A 20,202-nucleotide genomic window follows, 5' to 3' on the forward strand; every position below is an offset into this window, starting at 1 on the left:
GAATACAAAATAAACACGGCATGAGTCCTGTTGAATATAGAACTCATGCCGCGTAAACGGCAGTCTTTTAAAAGTGTCTACTTGACGGGTATACGTTCATTATGACAACTATTATAACTTAGTTACTTCCCCTTAACCTGTTTTAACGTCGCTACTATAAGAAAGCTAACAATCACTAATAAGAGCCATGAACTCACCTTTCCTAGATGAACGAGACTCCAAGCATCGGTTTGGTTTGGATATTCCCAAGCTCCAAAGAAAGTTGCGATATTTTCGGCTATCCAGATAAAAAATCCGATGAGCACAAAAGAAAGTGCGAGTGGCATGCGGTAACGAGTTCCATCTACCTCGTACGTAACCCATGATTGCCAAAAGACGATAATTACAAGTCCAGATAACCATAAGCGGACGTCAATCCAATAATGGTGGGTGAAAAAATTCAAATAAATCGCAGCTGCAAGAGGTACAACTACTAAAAACGGCGGCCACTTAACTAGTTCAACGTTAAACCTCCTCCACGCCTGGCAAAGATAACTCGCTACACTTGCGTACATGAATCCGCTATACAAAGGCACTCCAAAAATTTTGAAATATCCTTCCTCTGGATAAGACCAAGATCCCATATGCACCTTGAAAATTTCAAGAGCAAGTCCAATAAGGTGGAACAATGTGATAACCTTTAGTTCATCACGTGTTTCAAGCCCAGATCGCACCATCCGCCACTGCATCAGAAGGCAAATGATGAGCAGCCAATCATACCGTGGCAGGAAGGGAAGTGGAATGATTTGTGTAAAAGCCAAAGAGGCAAAAATAACCACTGGAAACAAACATGATAGTGCCTGCTCCCATCCAAAACGAACGAGTTGTTTTAGTGCTCTCATGATTTGTGCCTCCATTTTTGAATGGTTAAATTTATGAGTAGCTCCTCTTTTATGAATATGATTCATTGAAATATTCCTACTTTATTAATTTTGTGTGTCTTCATCACTTTTGTATTCTAAAATATCTCCAGGCTGACATTCTAAAGCCAAGATCAACAACGAATTTTAAAAAGAGTGTTTCTCTTTTCATAAAAAGCACTTCACTTATTTATTGTTAAATTTACATTAACAAAAATTTTATCGTTTCACAATAAATTATTATCTTTTTTTATAGTATTTTTATTGTTATAAAAATATTCTTTTGAATTTAAACAAAGATAAAAAGCATTCCTCATTATTAAGAAATGCTCTATAAAACTTAAAACTATCGAGTAATTTAGGATAATCATACGTAGAAAAATGCTTTTAAATAACGAGCATACATTCCGGTACATTAATGTAACCCCATTAAACTATATTTTCAAATCTAAGTAAAATCCAAAATGCATGAAAAAAGAGGACATATGCTCATAAATTGAACAAAGTATCCTCTTATAAGTAAAGTCTATTTAACTGGAACGGCCGGCTTTCTTATTAAAATTTAAACAGCTGTATGCTCGGCGCTAGAAGAGAATAATTTCAATATCCCGTTCCCTTGTTCGTTTCGGTCGTATTTAATCGGTATTGTTCTTTTGATTAACACATCATACAACTCTGGTTCGGTCATTTTTTTACTCATTGTTTTTTCGGATTGGCTAAGCAAAAGGGCAGCTGCACCGGCCACATGGGGAGTAGCCATCGATGTACCTGACAACTTCGCATATTCCCCATTTAAATATGTCGAAAGAATGCCTTCTCCTGGTGCGACCAAATCCACTTCATGATTGGAGTTGCTGAAGTCCGAGATTTCCCCCTGTAAATTCACCGAGCCTACTTGGACCACTTCTGGATAGGAGCCTGGATATTCATATTCATTTGTCCCGTGTTCCCCATCTCCTGAGTTTCCTGCCGCGCAAACGACAAGGATGTTTTGATGAACAGCTTCTTGAATGGATCTATGAAGCCGTAGATCATTGGTACTGCTGCCAAGTGACATGGAGATAATCCGAACTTCTTCTTGATTTGGCCCGCGCCAGCGAATGGCATACTCGATTGCATCTCTTACCCACTCCAGAGTCCCCGCCCCTGTGCCCGTTAGCGCTTTTAACACTAGCAGCTTTACTTTGGGTGCAACGCCGATAACTCCTTTATTATTTTCTATCGCCCCGATTGTTCCACATACATGTGTACCATGTCCATTGTTATCTAAGAAATTTTCTACATCGCCTTTATAATCGGTTGTGAAATTATAGCCCCCTATGATTTGCGATTCAAAGTCTGGATGTTGGGCATCACAACCTGTGTCAATGACAGCCACCACTACTCCCTCACCTTCTGCTCCTTGCTCCCAAATCATTGGTGCTTCGACAAATTGCACGCCCTCCGGGATTTCTGTGGTCTGTCTCACTAAAGCTTGTACCTTATATGGAATTAAATGAACGTTACTCATAATGCCATTCCCCTTTCCATTTTAAAAGTGACATATATTCCTCTTTTATCCTCTTCACGAAAATGTCATAAAGCAACTTCAAATAACGGTATCTTTTAGTGAGAAAACGATTATAATGAATGTACAGTATACAAATTTGACGACGTTTTCTTTATAAGAAACGTCTTTTTCTTTTTGGTTTCTTCTTCATGTCTTTTAAATTTTTGATTCCTATTGTGATTGTGGTAAATATGGTGGCAGTTACGGCAAACATTTGTAATACCTGTTCAAACCACCTGAACCAAAACACACTATCTCCTCCTTTCTATACAAAAAGGTCCTATTCAGTTATGTGCGAAATGCTAAACTGGATAGGACCTTTACTCTCGGTGGAAAGTATTATAGGATAAATTTGGAATACATGTCTTATTTTGATATTAACATGCTTAAATTGATGATACAAGCCTTCTTGCAAGAATGAGAAAAAGGATACAGATCCTCCCATATTCATTTCGAACTATTTTCCTAGCCAATTATTATAATGTTATTCCACTAACCAGCCCAGTAAAGAAATATGAAAAGACCGAATAAGGAATTTCAGCCGGTCCTTCATTATATTACTTTCGTTGATTGGTGAGATACTTTAATGGTAGCTCTTCTTTCTCGAGTGGAGGAAATAGATCTAATCATTCACTTACTGCATTTTCCTTAGTTTACATCTGATACAGTTCAACTTAGCCTCTCTAACTGTCGATCAAAAAAGAACCTTCAATCCACAAATAGGATTAAAGGTTCTAGGCTTTATTTTCAATGATATTCTATTATTTACTCAATTCTTTAAGTGTCTTTATCATAGAAAGGATTGTCCATTAATGAAAAACGTTGCTTAAACTTTTTCATTAAATACCTTTGTTTTTCATTCATTGTACTAACTATAGGCTAGCTCTTTTTTGCTTAGACCAAGCGTCTCTGCTGTTGAAGTATGAATTTCGTGCAGAAGCTCAGGATTTTCCATTAGTGACTCGCCATAAGAAGGAATCATTTCTTTGATTTTTGTTTCCCACTCTTTCATATGTTGCGGGAAGCATTTATTAATTACCTCAAGCATAACGTGAACAGCAGTAGAAGCACCTGGAGAAGCACCTAGTAATGCTGCAATCGAGCCATCAGCTGCAGAAATAACTTCAGTACCGAATTGAAGCGTTCCTTTGCCTTCAGCAGTATCTTTGATAACTTGTACACGTTGGCCAGCTACTACCAATTCCCAATCCTCACTCTTAGCGTTCGGGATAAACTCTCTTAATTCTTCCATGCGCTGTTCTTTCGATAACATAACTTGCTGGATCAGGTATTTTGTCAATGACATCTCTTTTGCTCCTGCCGCCAACATCGTTAAGACGTTATTCGGTTTTACAGAAGTTACTAAATCGAACATTGAACCTGTTTTTAAGAACTTTGGTGAGAAGCCGGCAAACGGTCCAAATAGTAACGATTTTTTATTGTCGATATATCTTGTGTCAAGATGCGGAACAGACATTGGAGGAGCTCCAACCTTAGCTTTACCGTATACTTTTGCATGATGCTGCTCTACAACTTCCGGATTATTACATACCATAAATATCCCGCTTACTGGGAATCCACCAATATGCTTCCCTTCAGGAATACCAGATTTTTGTAGTAAATGCAGGCTTCCACCCCCGCCTCCAATAAAGACGAATTTAGCAGTATGGCGTTCTACGCTACCGTTATCGACATTACGAACCTTTAATTCCCATGATCCATCGCTAGTACGTTTAATATTATCAACACAATGTTTGTATTTGATATCGACGTTTTTATTCTTTAAGTAGTCAAACATCATGCGTGTTAAAGCACCAAAGTTAACGTCTGTACCAGAGTCGATTTTGGTTGCCGCAATCGGTTCATCTAATGGACGCTCTTCCATAATAAGCGGAATCCATTCCATTAGTTTTTCTGGGTTATCGGAAAATTCCATACCTTTAAACAAAGGATTGTTTGAAAGCGCTTCAAAACGTTTCTTTAAAAAAGCAACATTTTTTTCCCCTAGTACCATACTCATATGAGGTATTGGCATGATAAAGTCTTGCGGATTATTAATCAGCTTACTGTTTACAAGATAAGACCAAAACTGCATTGAAACTTGGAACTGTTCATTAATTTTAATCGCTTTGCTAATATCTATAGATCCATCAGATTTTTCGGTTGTATAGTTAAGCTCGCACAGTGCAGAATGTCCCGTACCCGCATTATTCCATTCGTTAGAGCTTTCTTCCCCTGCGTTTGCGAGCTTCTCAAACACTTTGATTTCCCATTCCGGTGCTAACTCTTTCAGTAATGATCCCAAAGTCGCGCTCATGACTCCGCCACCAATTAAGATAACGTCTGTATTTTTCTGTAAGATGCTCATTATAACCTTCCTTTTCCCCTATATTTGCAAGATGTAGGCGCTCCTGCTTAGGTTTCACAAAAAGCCGGTCGCGACCTCGGAACAAACCTTTTCTGTCTCAATTATAACTATATCATAGTTCTATTATAATTATTTATAGTTTAAAATATCTACCTTTACTATATTGTTAAAAAATAGTTAGTGTGAAGTAATGAACTTAAGCTAATCTGTCCGTTAGTAAAACAAGAAAAGCGGCCCCAATGACTGCTTTGATCTCCAAACTCTTGCCCCCGTTACTTGAATAAAAACCAGCAAAAAATTGGAATTATTTCTTGTTTTTCAGTTTGTCTTCTGTTTTCTTTATATTCTCTGCAACTCTATATTTAACTATCTCGCTTATTATTTCATAAGGCAATGGCTCTTCTAAAGGAAACTGTACTGCCCCTTTTGAACTTTTATATTCTGATATTTCATGTTTAAAAGCTGCAATGCCACTAGAAGTTGGATAAAATCCTATATGTTTTTTATAGGCAGCGAAATGAACTAGATTTCCATGTAAAACAAAAGTCGGCATTTGATAACTGATCTTTTCTACAGCATCTGGTGCCGACTCTTTTATAACCTTTCTTAGGGTAATTAGTTTTTCCTGAACTTCAAGAGGAAATTGAGAAATGTATTCATCAATAGATGTATACGTAATTTTGTTTTTTTCCATAATTTCTCCTTTCAAAAATCAAAGACAATCACGTTTTCTTCTTAACTATCCTGCCCATCTAGTTCAAATATAAAATGCCTCCTGTTAGTGGCCTGAAGAACAGATAAACTCCAATTGCATTTTGTGCAATAAGAAAAGCCGCCTGAGATGGCAGCCTTGATTTTCAAGTAAGAATCCGTCAGTTGAATTGTTGCAGCTAAGAAGATGAACATTCGAGTATTATACCAATCTCTCCTAAACGGGAAACCGAATCTCTTTCGTTTTCTTAAGGGTAGCGAATGCATTTCCCAACACTTCATTATGATGGTCAATAATTTGTTGGGCACTTAAGGAATTGGAATTCCATGTCCTGTGTGCATCTTTGACAAGTGTGACATTATAACCGAGACTAGCTGCACGGCGACATGTTGTATCAATGCAATACTCAGTTTGGTTTCCAGCAATCATTATATTTTCAATTTGATCTGCTTTAAGTTTTTCATCTAGCTCAGTTTCATGAAAAGAATCGGGCGTTGATTTTTGGATGACAACCTCACCCTCATTGGGAGCAATTGAATAATGGATTTCCCAAGAAGGAGTCCCTTTTAGGTATTCTTCATCATTATGCTGAACATAAAAGACAGGGATATTAGCAGTGCGAGCCTTACGAATTAGTTCTTGAAGATCACTAAGGAGCTGTTCTCCATCGTAGATTGGATTTGTTTCTTCAAACATGGCATTTTGGACATCAATAATTAACAAAGCGGTATTCTTCATTTTATCAAGTACCATCTATAAACCACCTTTCTACGTAATAGTTCTCCGAATGGTTAGGCTTCTCCTTCTTCAACTAAACACCCTCGTTCGTACAAAAAAAGCCACCAAATTGGCAGCTAGTAAATCTAATTTCAATCAAAAGAACCCATTGTTTGAAATACTTCATTTGATTGTGGTGTAACGTAAATTGTTCGGCTTGGAAAAGCAACTTCTACGCCCTCTTCCTCTAAGATCCCCATGATTTCCAAGTTGATTTCATGTTTGATTTTAACGTGTTCTGCCCAAACTGTTGTATTGGTGAAGAAATATAAAAGAATATCGAGACTGCTGTCATTATAATGATCGAATGCAACCATGATTGTATCCGGATGAACTTCTTCATGAGTCTTTAACATTTGTTCAATCTTCTGAACCACTCTATTAATTTGTTCCTTGGTAGTTTTATAGTTAATACCTAAGTGGTAATTGATTCTTCTTTTCCCCATACGGCTCCAATTGGTAATCGGCTCGTTTGCAAGGGTTGAATTTGGAACAGTTACTAGTGCCTGACTAAACGTTCTAATCTTAGTGCTTCGGAAATTTATATCTTCAACTGTCCCCTCCACGCTTGGAGTTAGAATCCAATCTCCAATGGAAAAAGGTTTTTCTGTGACAATGACGATTCCGCCGATTAGATTGCCTACGGCTTCTTTTGCAGCTAGAGCAAAGGCTAGCCCCCCTAATCCAAGCCCTGCAACCAAGCCATTTACGTCATAATCAAATTCCTGACCAATAATACTAATACTAATGGCAATAAGGATGACACGGATTGTTCTTGAAATAAACGGAAGAAGAATTAAATCAATTTTATTGTTTATCTTTTCGTTGACGCTAATTAAAATCCCCGTAGTTGGAGATGACAAATTAAACAATCCCCATGTAATTAAAATAATGACCATTGAACGTAAAAATTTTAAAAATAACGTATTATGTTGTTCGATGAAAGGGAAATAATCCATCGCAACATACACACCTAAAATAATAAACGCCCATCCTAAAGGACGTTCAAAACCTAAACAGATTTTTGTAAAGAAATCAGTTGGTGTTTTTCTAGACAATTTTAAAATCAACTGAAACACATATTTTGTAAATATATTTCTAAAAAGAATAAATACAGCCAAAATCCCAATAGAAATTCCTAAGTTTTTTAACGTGTCATAGTCTAACCCCAACGTTAAAAAAACCATGACAAATGGACCCATAGACATTCTAAAAATACCTCTCTTTTACTAAACTTTTAGCAATCACAATCGGACTTGCGATGAACAATAAGATCGACGAACATCTGCTATTCAAACCATTACATCCACATATAATAACTTCTAAAACAAGATATTAAAATACTGTAAAAGTCTTAGATTATAGTATTTATTTTAATGATGAGTGATGAAAGTTAAAGTTTCCGCTTGTGGGGAGGATTGCTTATGTGACTTAAACTAACCTCATAATATATTCATATCTGATATTTGCTGGACTTTGAAAAAAGCCTCAAATTCTTTTATATTCATCTGATGAATTCCTTTCAACTTGTTACGATTATTAACATTGCTTCTACTTCCATTCTCCCTTGTCCCAATAATAAAGACATTCTCCTCAGGTATATGTAAAACAATTGGAAATAATTACATTGCATAGTGTTATCTTAGACATGCAAACTAGGAATGTAACAACATTTCCTATATTTGGAGGTAACACCATGGCACGTAACAACAATAGAAATCAAGTATTTGGTGCAGAACAGGCTCTCCAACAGATGAAATTTGAAATCGCTCAGGAATTTGGGGTTCAACTTGGAGCTGATTCAACATCAAGAGCAAATGGCTCGGTTGGTGGAGAAATTACAAAACGTTTAGTACAAATGGCAGAAAACCAGCTTGGGGGATCTCCACGAAGATTCTAATCAATATTTATTAGTCTTTTAAGGTCAATGTCAGAGTAGGCATTGACTTTTTTATGTTTTAAAACAAAGGATTCAGTTGAGAAATAGGAGAAGACTGTTATTCCACAATTCTTCCGCTAATTTACTCCTTTTGATTAATAAGAAAAAGACACCGGGTTCGGCAACTTGAACTTAAACTAAGTCTAAGCACCACTAAGCTATAAAGACTGCTAAGTACAAGTTCAATCAGAAATTGGGTGAAAACAGGAAATATTACTAAATGCTTATTTCTATTGGTAGAGTATCTTGTAAGACTATTTTTTCCCCTTAGATGAATAAGGATGGTTTTCTCAGCATAAAGATAACACCGCTCAAATGAACGGTGTTACCTGAAAGAAGTCAGTTAAAGAACTACTTAATCCTATTCAATTCGGAGCGCTTGAATATCCTGACAATCCACAATAAGTGTAGTTCCAGGCTCAGTCACAGGGTCATCAAAGAAAGCACAACAATTGTTGCGGTTGAATCTAATAAAGACCACATCTTCTAATATTTGTCCACCTTTTAAAAATACATCCACTTCTGTATCTCTATCTAATCTTCTAAGTTGGTCACAGATGCAGCCATTACATCTATTGACGTTACGGTTACGGTTACGGTCACGGTCAGACCAATTATCCCAACTGTTATTATTACATCCCATAATCCAGTCCCCTCCCTTATTTTAAAATCAAGGTTTCCCTCTGTACTAGTTTATTTCTATGTAGAATAAGAGATTGGACTAATTGATTAAGAGATATGCACATTTTTTCTATATTGATTCATTAGTTTAAAAAAGCATCCTCTATTAATTCACATAGTCATCGAATAATGACAAATTTCCATATAAACTAATGTGTTTTTTTAAATCTTTAATAGATTATATTCAATTGGGAGATTGGTGGATAATTGGTCTTAAAGTGAAACTACTAAAATTACGCTTGCTTTTTTTAAAGCATTCTGACCTGGTTTGAGAATAAGAAAAGCTGCTTATATTAGCAGCTCGATCTCTACATTAAAGGTAGGCTATTTTATTTTCCAAGTATTTTTTTACCACAAATAAGTAATTTTCAGGATTGTAATAAAGTAAAAAAGTAAGTTAAATCATTTAGATATTTCAACATCCTCATCGAGTATATACCCTTTTTTTACATAATTGATAATTTTACTAGATTCCATTTCTACTCTTTTTCTCCCATAAGGTGATTGAAACCAATTGTCTTGTCTTGTCGTTTGGTCATTAGCAGGACAAAGTGAGTATTGAATCCAACTTGGCATAAAGGTTTTAAGGTTCAAGTGCAATCTACGAATATGATAATTTGCTGTAACGACGAGGAGTCTTTTGATGTTATGCAATCCAATTGCTCTATCTAAAACTAGCAATGAAGCAAGTACATTTTCCTTAGTATTCAGTGATACGTCTTCGATTAAAATATCTTCAGGGGGTATTCCCAATTCTATTGCTTTAAGTTTTAATAGTTGTGCTTCAGGTACTTTATTTCCCTCCCAAATTACACCACCCGAAAATAAAATCTTTTTCGCCCTACCTTCATTATAAAGCTGTATAGCTTTTGGCAATCGATATTCAACAGCCTTGCTACTGCCTGGAACAAAAATACATTCCCCATTTTTATTATCATCTTGGATGTTTTTATACAGAAGGTCCGTCATTTGTGTATCCGTAAGGTTTTCTGGAATTAGCTGTGATATTTTCATAAACCACCTCGATAACTAATAAGGGTATTAAACATCATATCCATTTTCTCAAAACCACCCTTATTAATATTTATTCTTCTTAGTAATAAAAGTTCTTAATTTTATTGAACTATTCTGCCCCTATAGTGCATAAAGAAAGCCGCCAGGTTTGGCGGCTGATCAATATTTCAAACACTTTTTATTTTGGATACTGAGAGTGCTGGAAAGAATTCATTTATATTGCTATATACTTCATCTGGCTGAACACTAAACTTAATTGTCTGGTAATTTGGTAACCACTGTACTCCAATTGTATGTACATTTGCTTGTTTACCAGCCAGAATATCGGCATCGCTGTCTCCTAGGAAAACAGCCTCCTTATTTGGCACTTTTAGTTGCTTTAAAGCTATATTTATCCCCTCTGGATGGGGCTTCGGATATTTCACGTCATCACCAGTGACAATTACATCAAAAGAGTCATTTAGTCCAAGTAACTCTAAAGATATGTCGAGACTTCTCCGTGCCTTCCCAGTCACTATACCAAGTTTATATCCGTTTGTTTTCAACAGACTAATTAAAGTATTTATTTCTTCATTAATCTGAACGATCTTGCAGTGCTGTTCTTTATATTTTTCATAATATAACTCAATAGCTTTATCATAATTAGAATTCATAAGGTTTTCTCGGATTATACCAGTCTCAGATGGACCGAACATCGCTTTAATTTCTTCGGTTGTAATCTCCCTATTATCAAATTCCCTAAACACTGCTTCAAATGCAAAGAAACAAACCGGTAATGTATCAGCAAGTGTACCATCAAAGTCAAAAATAACTGCTTTAATAATTAACACATCCTTTTTTTCTATTATCCATTACCTTTTCTTCATTATGTAACATTTTTCCTTCTTACTCTAAAATGCTCCGTTTTCGGAAACCTTGTAAACCTAAACAAACATCAACAAGAAAAGTCGACGCTAATTAGGAATCGACTTTAATAAATGCTTGTATATTTCTTATGGATTTGAACAAGCTGCTTTTGAGTATGTTTTGCTTGTCGGGATTAAACTTGAATTCATTTTGTTTGTATATAAACAAACAAATATAAAATTCATTTATTAATTAATTGACTTTAAATAAATTACATTTTAACATATTTGTATATAACCAAACATTTATACGATTTGTTTGTTTTTAATGAAACTTTGATTGGATGTGTTTATATAATGGAGTTATTGGATTCTTTTTGGAATGCCTCATTAGCAGAATTGAAACAAGGATATATTCAGGAAAAGGATTCTTATAATTGCCTGCTATGCGGTAAGAAAATAGAAAAAGGGGTTATTTATCCTTTCGAGAATATGCTTTACGAAGCTGAAAGGTACATGCGCATTCATATAGAAAGTGCCCACCAATCAGTATTTGAATACCTAATAGGACTCGATAAGAAACTGACAGGTCTTACCGAACATCAGACTCATCTCCTTCGTCTCTTTTATCAAGGAAAAAGCGATAAAGATGTCCAGAAAGAAATGGGCATTGGTAGTACCTCTACGATAAGGCATCACCGTTTTGCGTTAAAAGAGAAGGAACGCCAAGCAAAGACCTTTTTGGCGATTATGGAACTATTAAAAGAAAAAGACGAGTATGCACCTGCCTTTATACATCCTCATAAGACAGCCAAAATGGTCGATGATCGATACGCTGTTACGGAAGAGGAACAACAAGAAATCATTAAGAAGTTTTTACCTGAAGGGGTAAGTGGACGGTTAAAGAAATTTCCTCCGAAAGAAAAGCAACGATTGATTGTTCTTAGGGAAATCACGAACCAATTCGAAAATGACGCCATCTATACAGAAAAAGAAATAAATCAGCTATTAAATGAAATTTATGATGATTACGTCATGATCAGAAGATATTTAATCGAGTATGGCCTTTTAGACCGAAAGCCAGATGGAAGCCAATATTGGCTGAAAAAATAGCGAACAAAAGAAAGTGAGTGAATACAAATGGATCGTAAGAAGGAACTAAAGCAGTTATTTAAAGAAACTCCAACAGAAGCAGGGGTTTATCAAATTAAAAATATGAATAATGATAAGATTTTTATCGGAAGTACTAGAAATTTAAAAACGTTAAACGGTGTAAAATTCAGTCTGGAAACTGGTACACATAATAATAAATGGCTTCAGGAAGAATGGAGGCATTTTGGAAAAGACTCTTTTAGTATTGACATATTAGAAACACTCAAAAAGAAAGACAATCCATATTTCAACGAAAAAGAAGCGTTGTTAGAACTGGAGAATAAGTGGTTAGAACACTTTCAACCTTATGAAGAACGAGGATATAACTCCAAAAAATCTTGTTAAAAGAAATCCTTAAATCATTATAAATATAAAAATTATGAAGCTGCTTGTACCGTTTTTTAACAAGCAGCTCGATTTCTATTTACAGTACTAGTCAGATAAATAAAGAACCGACTCTCTAGCATTTTGTTGAAATTATTGCTTAGGAGATCCAGGAGGATAATAATATGGTGGAACTTTAAGCCATCCACGTTTACGGATAAGCGTTTTTAAAGTTATTCCAAATCCTGTCCATTCCGTATAATACTTAAAGAACATCATACCAACATCATTACGAATTGCAGATGCTTGTCCCATAGCACAGGCTTGTAAACAAGTTACCAGCTTAAATGTAATACCATTAGCGATTTCATCATCCGTTAATTTAACCCCTAAAGGAATATCCTTTGACTCTGAATTTGGTTTTGAGGACGATACTTCAGGTAGAGGAATTCCTTCTTTTTTCATAAATTGGCTTAATTGTTTTATCTGTGATTCACACAATTTTACCACATCGGTTAGCATTTCAATGACTTCATCATCAGTGGTAGTGTTCAACGCCATTTCTTCATACCGTAGGAACTCTTCCACTAGAGTGACATATTTCCAACAGTCCCCAACCTCAATAACGTGTAAGGAAGACTTTGGTTCATTTGTGTTATCAATCGTAATTTTTATCGTATTCCAAATGGCTTCAAATGGATTAGGCATTTTTGCACCTCCTTAACTATATTGTTTCAGTTTTATTGTTAAATAATGTAACAAAAAAATTCTATTCTTGTTCAGCCAATTTACACCGTTAACTGAATTAGAAAAAGTAAGTGGTGCAAACTACATTCTTCCACTATTAAGGTTTAAGATTCTTACAATTAGATTTTACCTAAGTAATCATCAAATAATCCCCATCTTTACAATAGATGGGGATTATTTGATCAGGTATAGAATCTCTTTTATAGATTAGGTAAGGTTTTAAAAATCATTGAGCTTTATTTATATTTATTAAATTAACTGTTCCGTTAGTATACTATTAAAAAAGCTGCGGAAGTACCTGTCTTGAACTATGTATATTAGGCAGTAAAATCTCAAGTTGAATGTTTGTAGAAATTAAATAGACTGTGCAAGACGGAATCCGAGATCGTCTATACAAAATGAAGGATGGCTACGGCGACGACACGAAGCCCCGCAACCCCTAGCTTCTTCAGCCCAGCTCCCTCCTCGAAAAATTCGGTAGGAGCCGTACACTTGTTCATCATATAAATCCCAACACCACTCCCAAACATTTCCTAACATATCATACAGCCCCCATGGATTCGGTTCCTTTCTTCCTACTTCATGGATTTTACCGCCTGAATTTTCATTATACCAAGCAATCTTTTCAAGCTCTCCGTATCTATAGCCAGTAGTCCCAGCTTTACATGCATATTGCCACTCTGCTTCTGAAGGAAGTCGATAGCCGTCGGATTCCCAATCATAACTAATGTTTTTACCATCTTTACTTAATGAATAACACTCTTTCATTCCAGCTTTCTGTGAAAGTAGATTACAAAAAGAGATTGCATCATTCCAAGAAATATTGACAACCGGTTTTTGATTTCCGTCGAAAGTATATGGTGAATTATTTGTAATAGCATAGTATAAACCCATTGTTACAGGATAACGGGCAAGATGAAACGGTTTTATTTCAGCTTTCCAATTGCTGTTTATTCTATCGTCTCTTAATTCTATTTCTCCCCCTGGAATTTTCACCATTGTATAGTCTATGTAACTCTTTATTTCATTTGACACTCTTCCTTCCTCCCAATGAATTAAATTTTACAAACTTCTGACCGCATCAAGTAATAGGAAAATAAAGCGAATAATGAATTTAAACAGATAAGCGTTACCATCTTGGTAACGCTTTTTAATAAGGTTCATTTGATCTATTGTTATAATCTTTAATCACTATAAACAAATCAATATTATCTATTTTAGCTTTTCTAGGGCGGAAGTCATCTATAATAATATCTGATTTTTCAATTTTGATTTGTTCTTGTATTTGGTCAAAATCCCAAGGAGTAAAATTTAGTGCATTTTTCCCATACAAACAGTGAAATAAAAAGTAGTGAAATTTACCTTTTTCAGAATAATGCTTATTTACTTCTTGCACCGAGTATACTATTCCGTCTCTATCTTTCAAGATTACTAATATTTTTTCAAATATAAGTTCATCTATATGTACATCAATTATGTTGGTGTATTTACCTAATAATTTCATTTTATTCATTTCCTTACCTCCTTCAATAAATTTTATGAAGTTAGCGGTAAAATAGACTAGCTATGTAATTAAACAACGCACGTTAAGGACACCGCCCTAAAAACACGAACTGAGGATCCCGATCAAGAAGCATTCGTTAATTCTAGAAATATAAAGAAAAAGAGAGATGTCTATTAAGACATCTCTCTTCTTTGATTCCTAGATTTTACCTTAATCCAAAAGCCTTAATAATCTCTTGGTCAATGCGGTTGCCAGCATCGTCCCATGCACTTGCCCGGAGCGAGACAAAGATCCCACTCTTACTTGGATTCTTAATGTCGGCTATCCAGCCATTCCCTTCACGAACCAAATTTACCTTTTCCCACGTTTTTCCTTCGTTAAAGGAAACTTCAAGAGAAGCACCGGATATTTTTCCATTTGCTGGTGCATCAGCTATCTGCACCGCAGACAAGCCCAACTTAGTCATGTGTCCTGCAATTGCATTACTATTCATGTCTGTATCCACTTTATAATCAAGTGAAATCAGCGGAAGGTCTGTATTAATTTGTTCTTGCAGTTTAGACCAAAACGTCCATTCTGTATGGGTGCTAACAGATGTAGCCCACCGCTTGGCATCACGAGAAGCATCACTCACCAATCGATACTTCGTATTTTCCACTGGTAATGGATTGAATACATAAAGATCCTGTGCGTTTTGTTGCTCTCTAATAAGCGTAGATCCTTGATATAGTTTCAGTGTTTGCTCAGGGGGATAATTTCCTGCCCCCGTGTGCCCTATTCCTGAATCAGCCAGGGAAGGAACGTTGAATTGAAAAAAGTTGCCAACCCGTTTAGGTGTCCAGTAGCCCTCGCCAAAGCGGGGACGGACAACTGGCGCAAACCATTCCTCCTCCAGACGCTGACCCGGCTTATAAGTCACGACTGGTTGTCGTACTTCCCAAATGCTGTCGAGTACGTTAGCCTGATGGTACCACGACGTACCCTCCTCTGCTGACACCCACTCGGTGCGGACAGATGGAAGAGATAGATTATTAAGGAAACCTGCTCCATAGGTGCTGTATGGTCGAATATCCCAGCGGAATTCTGCTCCTGGCGCCAATCGATCTGATTTATATTCAGAATCAATTTGCACAAGTTCATTTGTTTTAGGCGAATAGGTCAAATCCTTCGGTACTATTTTTTGATGGCTATCTACAAGATCATAGACATATGAAGTATTAGGTGTACCCTCAACGTTTAGGTTTAATTTTCCAGAACGAGCAGCCTTAATAAGCTCGTCACCCTCTGTTCCACTAACGGAAGCAACCGCTATAGGAGAATCTGAAAGAGTAAAATCTTCATTTTGAACACCAACAAATTCGCTAAGCTCTTTAGGGCCATCGTTAACCGTAATTAATAGTTTTGCCCCTGCTGTATAAGCTGCTGCAGCACGTAGAGAGCCTGAGACTTCATCACTGCGTTCAACCACAACAACCTTCCCTTTTACATTGAGGTTCTTATAGTCTTCTGGAGCCCCTTTCCCTGCATAAACTGCATCAAAATTGTGCTTACCATTTAACAGCGTGCTTCCCACCTGTGGTATATTATCTAACTCGTTCCCTTTGAAATTAATGGTCAATAAAGGCTCGATAAGGCGCCAGCGTGTCGACACATCAAGTTCTCCGGTATTAACGGCTGTAGTTGGTTCCGCATACATTTTATCCACCCATACTGGAAGAATGTACATGGCATTCATCGTGTTGTATCCACCAAAGGTGCGGTAATATTCCATTCTTCTAAAACCAGCCTCGTTCTTTTTCGGAACGTTTACGGTATATTCGCGTGCCTTACGCGCGTCAAGTTCAACGGTTTTTGAACCATTAAGATTCACTTCTGGGTTACCAACGAGGGCAACACCAGCGTGGTCCGTATTCACATCAACATCCATCAATGACATGACTGAATAGATTCCAGCTGGGAGACGTAATTGTTTTGTGCCCTCCACTACCATGAATTCTGGATTTTTATTCGGACCAACAAGGGAAACAATGGCTCTGTTAGGAGATCCGTCACGATCCGTTGCATTAATTTTAAGAGAATACCTCTCATCTTCCTTCATCATCCCCACTGCCGTATGAACAACCGTTTGGCCATCCACGTCAGCAGAAAGCTGCCCTTGATATCGGCTTCCGAGAGCACCCTTTTGAGGGTCAAGCGTCACTGTAACCTCAGCTTTTCCTGTAGCTGGTACAGTAACTTGATTAGCTGAAAGCGTTAATAAACCTACAGGTGCCTCAGAACCGCTATTATCTGTAAAAGTTGCCGAGAGATCCAGAGTAACCGGCTTGTCGCTGTCATTCGTATACGTAAGGGTCTTCTCAACCGGTCCGTCTCCATCATGCGGCCAGTCGAAGAAACCAAAGTCCAGTGAGCCTGTCGCACGCACTGAACCAAATGTTGCAGCTGCAACGTCAAGACGACCTGTCCCACCCTCAAACGGTTTAATGTGATCCAACTTCTTCGTCGTACTCATCAGGGCATCCTTTAGTTGTGCACCTTTCCAATCGGGATGGAGCTGTGAAAGAATGGCTGCAGCTCCAGCAACATGAGGTGTTGCCATGGACGTACCGTCAAGACTGAGATAAGAGCCGCTTCCCTGACTTGATAAATGGGAGCGAGCAGCTACAATTCCTACACCAGGAGCGACGAGATCAGGCTTCAATCCAGAACTTCCAAATCGTGGCCCCTTGGAGGAGAACCAAGCAAGATTATCAGACTTGTCAACCGCACCAACGGTAAGGGCCGCATCTGCAGCTCCTGGTGAACCAATGCCTTCAGCCCCAGTGTTGCCGGCGGCGATAACAAAGAGTGCACCTGTCTCTTCACTTAGCTGGTTCACTGCTTGAGACATCGGGTCCGTTCCATCACTTGGTTCGGTGCCTCCCAAACTCATACTGACAATCTTAGCGTTGTTTGCTGCCCATTCCATCCCGTCAATGATCCAGGAATCCTGACCATACCCATCATTACTAAGTACTTTTCCGACAAGAAGACGCGCTCCAGGAGCTACCCCTTTATTGAGTCCTTCAGATGCAGATCCTGTTCCAAGTACAGTAGATGCTACATGTGTACCGTGTGCATGGTGGTCAAGTACATCTTCCCCTGGAACGAAGCTCACTGCCCCATCCAGCTGACCAGCGACATCGGGATGTTCTTTATCTATACCGGTGTCAAGTACGGCGACCTTAACTCCCGTGCCATCGTAACCGGAAGCCCATGCCTTTGGTGCCCCAACCTGTGGAACACTTTGTTCTAGGTTTGCTTTTACCCGACCATCCAGCCAGATTTTCTCGATTCCATCATTTAATTGCACGATCTCCTCTTGAGGCGAGGCTGCCATTGGTGAGATGCCTTTTGCATCTTTTTCTCGTTTCGTTATATCCTTCCAGAACGTTTTAGCCTGTTTCTTATCCGCAGATACAGCCGCACCTCCAATACTTTCTAAAACATGAGTACGTTTGGATCCGTCAGGAGTAGCTGGCAAAGCTGGCACGGAACGAGAATTTGTTTGATCGTACTGTACGATCACCGGTAAGGTTGCTTGCTTACCATCATCATAACCGTTGGCAATGAGAGTCGTGATGTTGAACAGATCCTTATCCAGAAGGTCAGAAGCTAAATAGGCAATAGCTTGATTAGGTATGACATATGTATCCTTGCCGACCGTTAGAATACGTGCTCCACCCCCGGCTCGATCAGCAGGTTCAACACTGATGACACTCTTACCTTTTGCAAGTTCTGTCACAGTTACAACATCGCCTGTAATAAGCGTAATGACATGTTTGCCTGTACTAGATTTTGAGAGTTCACTAATCGAATTTATTTCTACTGCTTTATCATTGAATGCTATTTGAGAAGATTGGTCATTTGCAATAGCTTGAATGGAAGGACTGATTAACATAGCTGTTGTCATCATAGTTGCAATAAGCTTCTTTGATATTGGATAACTCATCAATTATTCTCCTATTCTAAATCTATTAGGTTATTATAAATATGAATACATTATGATTGCTGACCTATAAGCAAATTTTTTAAAACAGATTTCATTTCAATGAATGATATTCAAGTATTAACCACGAAACCTAACTTAAAAAGTATAATATTTAGTAGACTACCTCCTTTCTTTAACCTATTACTTTTTGAATATTCAAAATAAATATATTATTATCATGATAAACTCATAGTATCTTTCTCCCCCCTTACTGGCAATCGGGGTTTTGTATATGACTGTTAGACTGCTTTACTCAATAAAAATATAAAAAAATGAAGCGTTTTATAAATTTTTAGTAGAAAAGACCCTAATATAGTTGCTGAAAGTTGGGGTCACCGATCGCAATATGAGTTAAAGGCTTTCCATTGGGTAAATTAGCATAGAGGAGGACATCATGATTGAAGGAAAAATCATCAAATTTTACCGTGAACTTCGAGGCTTAAGTCAATCAGAGTTAGGGAAAGACATATGTTCGAAAACGCATATAAGTAAGATTGAAAGGGGTCTAACAGAAGTATCCACGGAAACAATTGAGTTATTGGCCAAGAGGCTTCGCATAAACATGAGGTCAGAGATTGATACCTACTTAAGCTTGGATTTATTATTAAAAGAATGGTATGAATCTATTATCCAGAAACTCTTCGCAAAAGCAGAAAGCAGAAGGAAACAATTGGAGGGCATTGTTCTCTTACAAATACCTGATTTCTATCGATCCTATACACTGATACTCACCAGGTATTATTTATTAATTGGGGAGGTTAACCTCGCTCAGTCGCTTATTGATGAAATGGACAGGTGGCTTGATCATACTCCGTACGATCAAAACATGCTATTACACATTAAAGGTAAATTATTTTTGGATTACCAAAAAGAATATAATAAAGCCATTTCTTTTTTGAAAAAAATTGATATAACCTATTATAACAATCCTGAATATTATTATGATTTAGCTATTGCCTATCTTTGCATGGATTCCCGTGTATTAGCTTATTATTACGCTAATAAGGCTCTTCCTTTTTTTACAAAATCAGGTAGTTTTACTCGTATCATTGAGTCAGAAATGTTGATGCTGATTCAAGTTGAGCAAGAAGAAATTTTCAATCCAAAAGATTCAGGGTACCCTAGATTAATTGAGATGGCAGATAATTTAGGCTTAGATCATCAAAAAGCCTTGCTGCTTCACAATTATGCTTATCAGCAATTACGTTACGGAAACTATGACAAGGCTTCTGAATATTATAAGCAGGCCTTGAAATTTCGAGAGCCCTCCAATTCTCAATATCTAGCTTCACTGGAAGGATATTTAAATGCCGTCACAAAGCTCGGATTATCATCTGACTCAGATTTGCGGCGTTTGGCCAAGAAGGGGTTCACTATAGCAAATAAATTAAAAGATACAATGTATAAACACTATTTTCAATTACATATCTATAAGATTCAAAAACAAGAAGAGCAGTATTACCATTATTTAGAGACAGAAGCTTACCCGTATTTTAAGAAGATGGGTTATAGCCTCGCAACGCAGCATTATGCAATTAAATTATTGGATTATTATATGAAAAAAGGTGAAGTAGAACTAGCAAATAATTATGCTTTGTCTTTTGTGGAAAAGTACCGAATAAACAACGAACTTGTATAATCATTAATTGAAATTAATAACT

At 37.1% G+C, this 20,202-nt stretch carries 18 protein-coding genes; 4 read left to right on the forward strand and 14 right to left on the reverse strand.

All coding sequences use genetic code 11. The features are described 5' to 3' along the window. Nucleotides 1-122: 122 nt before the first annotated feature. From G3O09_RS20615 to G3O09_RS20645, 7 genes are all read right to left on the reverse strand, one after another. Nucleotides 123-881 carry a DUF817 domain-containing protein gene (locus tag G3O09_RS20615; RefSeq protein ID WP_163103315.1) on the reverse strand — a complete coding sequence of 253 codons (759 nt, stop codon included), beginning with the start codon at nt 879-881 and terminating at the stop codon, nt 123-125. A 580-nt stretch (nt 882-1,461) separates the two neighbouring features. Continuing rightward, nucleotides 1,462-2,409 (reverse strand): S8 family peptidase, encoded by a 948-nt coding sequence (locus G3O09_RS20620; protein WP_163103316.1) that lies wholly within the window; start codon nt 2,407-2,409, stop codon nt 1,462-1,464. A 151-nt stretch (nt 2,410-2,560) separates the two neighbouring features. Beyond that, nucleotides 2,561-2,698 carry a hypothetical protein gene (locus tag G3O09_RS20625; RefSeq protein WP_163103314.1) on the reverse strand — a complete coding sequence of 46 codons (138 nt, stop codon included), beginning with the start codon at nt 2,696-2,698 and terminating at the stop codon, nt 2,561-2,563. 618 nt (nt 2,699-3,316) lie between these two features. After that, nucleotides 3,317-4,816, reverse strand: a complete 1,500-nt coding sequence (locus tag G3O09_RS20630) for a malate:quinone oxidoreductase (protein ID WP_163103317.1) — start codon at nt 4,814-4,816, stop codon at nt 3,317-3,319. Nucleotides 4,817-5,120: 304 nt separating this feature from the next. Next, nucleotides 5,121-5,510 carry an iron chaperone gene (locus G3O09_RS20635; RefSeq protein WP_163103318.1) on the reverse strand — a complete coding sequence of 130 codons (390 nt, stop codon included), beginning with the start codon at nt 5,508-5,510 and terminating at the stop codon, nt 5,121-5,123. A gap of 234 nt (nt 5,511-5,744) precedes the next feature. After that, on the reverse strand, nt 5,745-6,281 hold the full coding sequence (locus G3O09_RS20640; protein ID WP_420850366.1) for a cysteine hydrolase family protein: 537 nt from the start codon (nt 6,279-6,281) through the stop codon (nt 5,745-5,747). Nucleotides 6,282-6,397: 116 nt separating this feature from the next. Further along, the gene (locus tag G3O09_RS20645) at nt 6,398-7,513 is read right to left on the reverse strand and encodes a mechanosensitive ion channel family protein (RefSeq protein ID WP_338048429.1); all 1,116 of its coding nucleotides are present in this window, start codon (nt 7,511-7,513) and stop codon (nt 6,398-6,400) included. A gap of 488 nt (nt 7,514-8,001) precedes the next feature. Here G3O09_RS20645 and G3O09_RS20650 point away from each other — a divergent pair, with 488 nt between their 5' ends. Then, a complete protein-coding gene (locus G3O09_RS20650) occupies nt 8,002-8,205 on the forward strand; it encodes an alpha/beta-type small acid-soluble spore protein (protein WP_163103319.1) in 204 nt (67 codons plus the stop codon). A 400-nt stretch (nt 8,206-8,605) separates the two neighbouring features. On the opposite strand, the gene G3O09_RS20655 is transcribed toward G3O09_RS20650, so the two are convergent. The 3 genes from G3O09_RS20655 to G3O09_RS20665 all read right to left on the reverse strand — a co-directional run bounded on the left by G3O09_RS20655 (nt 8,606) and on the right by G3O09_RS20665 (nt 10,763). Continuing rightward, nucleotides 8,606-8,887, reverse strand: a complete 282-nt coding sequence (locus G3O09_RS20655; RefSeq protein ID WP_163103320.1) for a hydrolase — start codon at nt 8,885-8,887, stop codon at nt 8,606-8,608. 440 nt (nt 8,888-9,327) lie between these two features. Continuing rightward, on the reverse strand, nt 9,328-9,939 hold the full coding sequence (locus G3O09_RS20660; protein WP_163103321.1) for a YdcF family protein: 612 nt from the start codon (nt 9,937-9,939) through the stop codon (nt 9,328-9,330). A gap of 167 nt (nt 9,940-10,106) precedes the next feature. After that, nucleotides 10,107-10,763: an HAD family hydrolase gene (locus tag G3O09_RS20665; protein WP_163103338.1), complete on the reverse strand. Its 657-nt coding sequence runs from the start codon at nt 10,761-10,763 to the stop codon at nt 10,107-10,109. 378 nt (nt 10,764-11,141) lie between these two features. On the opposite strand from G3O09_RS20665, the gene G3O09_RS20670 reads away from it, so the two are divergent. Together G3O09_RS20670 and G3O09_RS20675 are read left to right on the forward strand one after the other, a co-directional pair. After that, entirely contained in the window at nt 11,142-11,897 is a 756-nt protein-coding gene (locus G3O09_RS20670) for a DUF2087 domain-containing protein (RefSeq protein WP_163103322.1), read from the forward strand. 27 nt (nt 11,898-11,924) lie between these two features. Next, nucleotides 11,925-12,281, forward strand: a complete 357-nt coding sequence (locus G3O09_RS20675; RefSeq protein WP_163103323.1) for a GIY-YIG nuclease family protein — start codon at nt 11,925-11,927, stop codon at nt 12,279-12,281. A 132-nt stretch (nt 12,282-12,413) separates the two neighbouring features. Here G3O09_RS20675 and G3O09_RS20680 read toward each other — a convergent pair whose 3' ends face one another. The 4 genes from G3O09_RS20680 to G3O09_RS20695 form a co-directional block, all read right to left on the reverse strand. After that, entirely contained in the window at nt 12,414-12,968 is a 555-nt protein-coding gene (locus G3O09_RS20680; protein WP_163103324.1) for a DUF3231 family protein, read from the reverse strand. Nucleotides 12,969-13,361: 393 nt separating this feature from the next. After that, the gene (locus G3O09_RS20685) at nt 13,362-14,006 is read right to left on the reverse strand and encodes a formylglycine-generating enzyme family protein (protein WP_205439698.1); all 645 of its coding nucleotides are present in this window, start codon (nt 14,004-14,006) and stop codon (nt 13,362-13,364) included. A gap of 151 nt (nt 14,007-14,157) precedes the next feature. Then, nucleotides 14,158-14,520, reverse strand: a complete 363-nt coding sequence (locus G3O09_RS20690) for a hypothetical protein (protein WP_163103326.1) — start codon at nt 14,518-14,520, stop codon at nt 14,158-14,160. A gap of 196 nt (nt 14,521-14,716) precedes the next feature. Next, nucleotides 14,717-18,502 carry a S8 family serine peptidase gene (locus tag G3O09_RS20695; RefSeq protein ID WP_163103327.1) on the reverse strand — a complete coding sequence of 1,262 codons (3,786 nt, stop codon included), beginning with the start codon at nt 18,500-18,502 and terminating at the stop codon, nt 14,717-14,719. Nucleotides 18,503-18,935: 433 nt separating this feature from the next. Here G3O09_RS20695 and G3O09_RS20700 point away from each other — a divergent pair, with 433 nt between their 5' ends. Further along, on the forward strand, nt 18,936-20,180 hold the full coding sequence (locus tag G3O09_RS20700) for a helix-turn-helix domain-containing protein (RefSeq protein ID WP_163103328.1): 1,245 nt from the start codon (nt 18,936-18,938) through the stop codon (nt 20,178-20,180). The last annotated feature ends 22 nt before the right edge of the window (nt 20,181-20,202 follow it).

The organism is Peribacillus alkalitolerans (assembly GCF_010882125.1).
GTDB classification, from domain to species: Bacteria; Bacillota; Bacilli; order Bacillales; family DSM-1321; genus Bacillus_BN; species Bacillus_BN alkalitolerans.

Excerpts from the sequence above, each read along its gene's own strand:
- G3O09_RS20640 (WP_420850366.1), bottom strand. The coding sequence starts at position 6,281 with ATGGTACTTGATAAAATGAAGAATACCGCTTTGTTAATTATTGATGTC.
- G3O09_RS20680 (WP_163103324.1), bottom strand. The coding sequence starts at position 12,968 with ATGCCTAATCCATTTGAAGCCATTTGGAATACGATAAAAATTACGATT.
- G3O09_RS20620 (WP_163103316.1), bottom strand. The coding sequence starts at position 2,409 with ATGAGTAACGTTCATTTAATTCCATATAAGGTACAAGCTTTAGTGAGA.
- G3O09_RS20690 (WP_163103326.1), bottom strand. The coding sequence starts at position 14,520 with ATGAATAAAATGAAATTATTAGGTAAATACACCAACATAATTGATGTA.
- G3O09_RS20670 (WP_163103322.1), top strand. The coding sequence starts at position 11,142 with ATGGAGTTATTGGATTCTTTTTGGAATGCCTCATTAGCAGAATTGAAA.
- G3O09_RS20700 (WP_163103328.1), top strand. The coding sequence starts at position 18,936 with ATGATTGAAGGAAAAATCATCAAATTTTACCGTGAACTTCGAGGCTTA.
- G3O09_RS20635 (WP_163103318.1), bottom strand. The coding sequence starts at position 5,510 with ATGGAAAAAAACAAAATTACGTATACATCTATTGATGAATACATTTCT.
- G3O09_RS20695 (WP_163103327.1), bottom strand. The coding sequence starts at position 18,502 with ATGAGTTATCCAATATCAAAGAAGCTTATTGCAACTATGATGACAACA.
- G3O09_RS20655 (WP_163103320.1), bottom strand. The coding sequence starts at position 8,887 with ATGGGATGTAATAATAACAGTTGGGATAATTGGTCTGACCGTGACCGT.
- G3O09_RS20685 (WP_205439698.1), bottom strand. The coding sequence starts at position 14,006 with ATGGTGAAAATTCCAGGGGGAGAAATAGAATTAAGAGACGATAGAATA.
- G3O09_RS20645 (WP_338048429.1), bottom strand. The coding sequence starts at position 7,513 with ATGTCTATGGGTCCATTTGTCATGGTTTTTTTAACGTTGGGGTTAGAC.
- G3O09_RS20675 (WP_163103323.1), top strand. The coding sequence starts at position 11,925 with ATGGATCGTAAGAAGGAACTAAAGCAGTTATTTAAAGAAACTCCAACA.
- G3O09_RS20615 (WP_163103315.1), bottom strand. The coding sequence starts at position 881 with ATGAGAGCACTAAAACAACTCGTTCGTTTTGGATGGGAGCAGGCACTA.
- G3O09_RS20650 (WP_163103319.1), top strand. The coding sequence starts at position 8,002 with ATGGCACGTAACAACAATAGAAATCAAGTATTTGGTGCAGAACAGGCT.
- G3O09_RS20660 (WP_163103321.1), bottom strand. The coding sequence starts at position 9,939 with ATGAAAATATCACAGCTAATTCCAGAAAACCTTACGGATACACAAATG.
- G3O09_RS20630 (WP_163103317.1), bottom strand. The coding sequence starts at position 4,816 with ATGAGCATCTTACAGAAAAATACAGACGTTATCTTAATTGGTGGCGGA.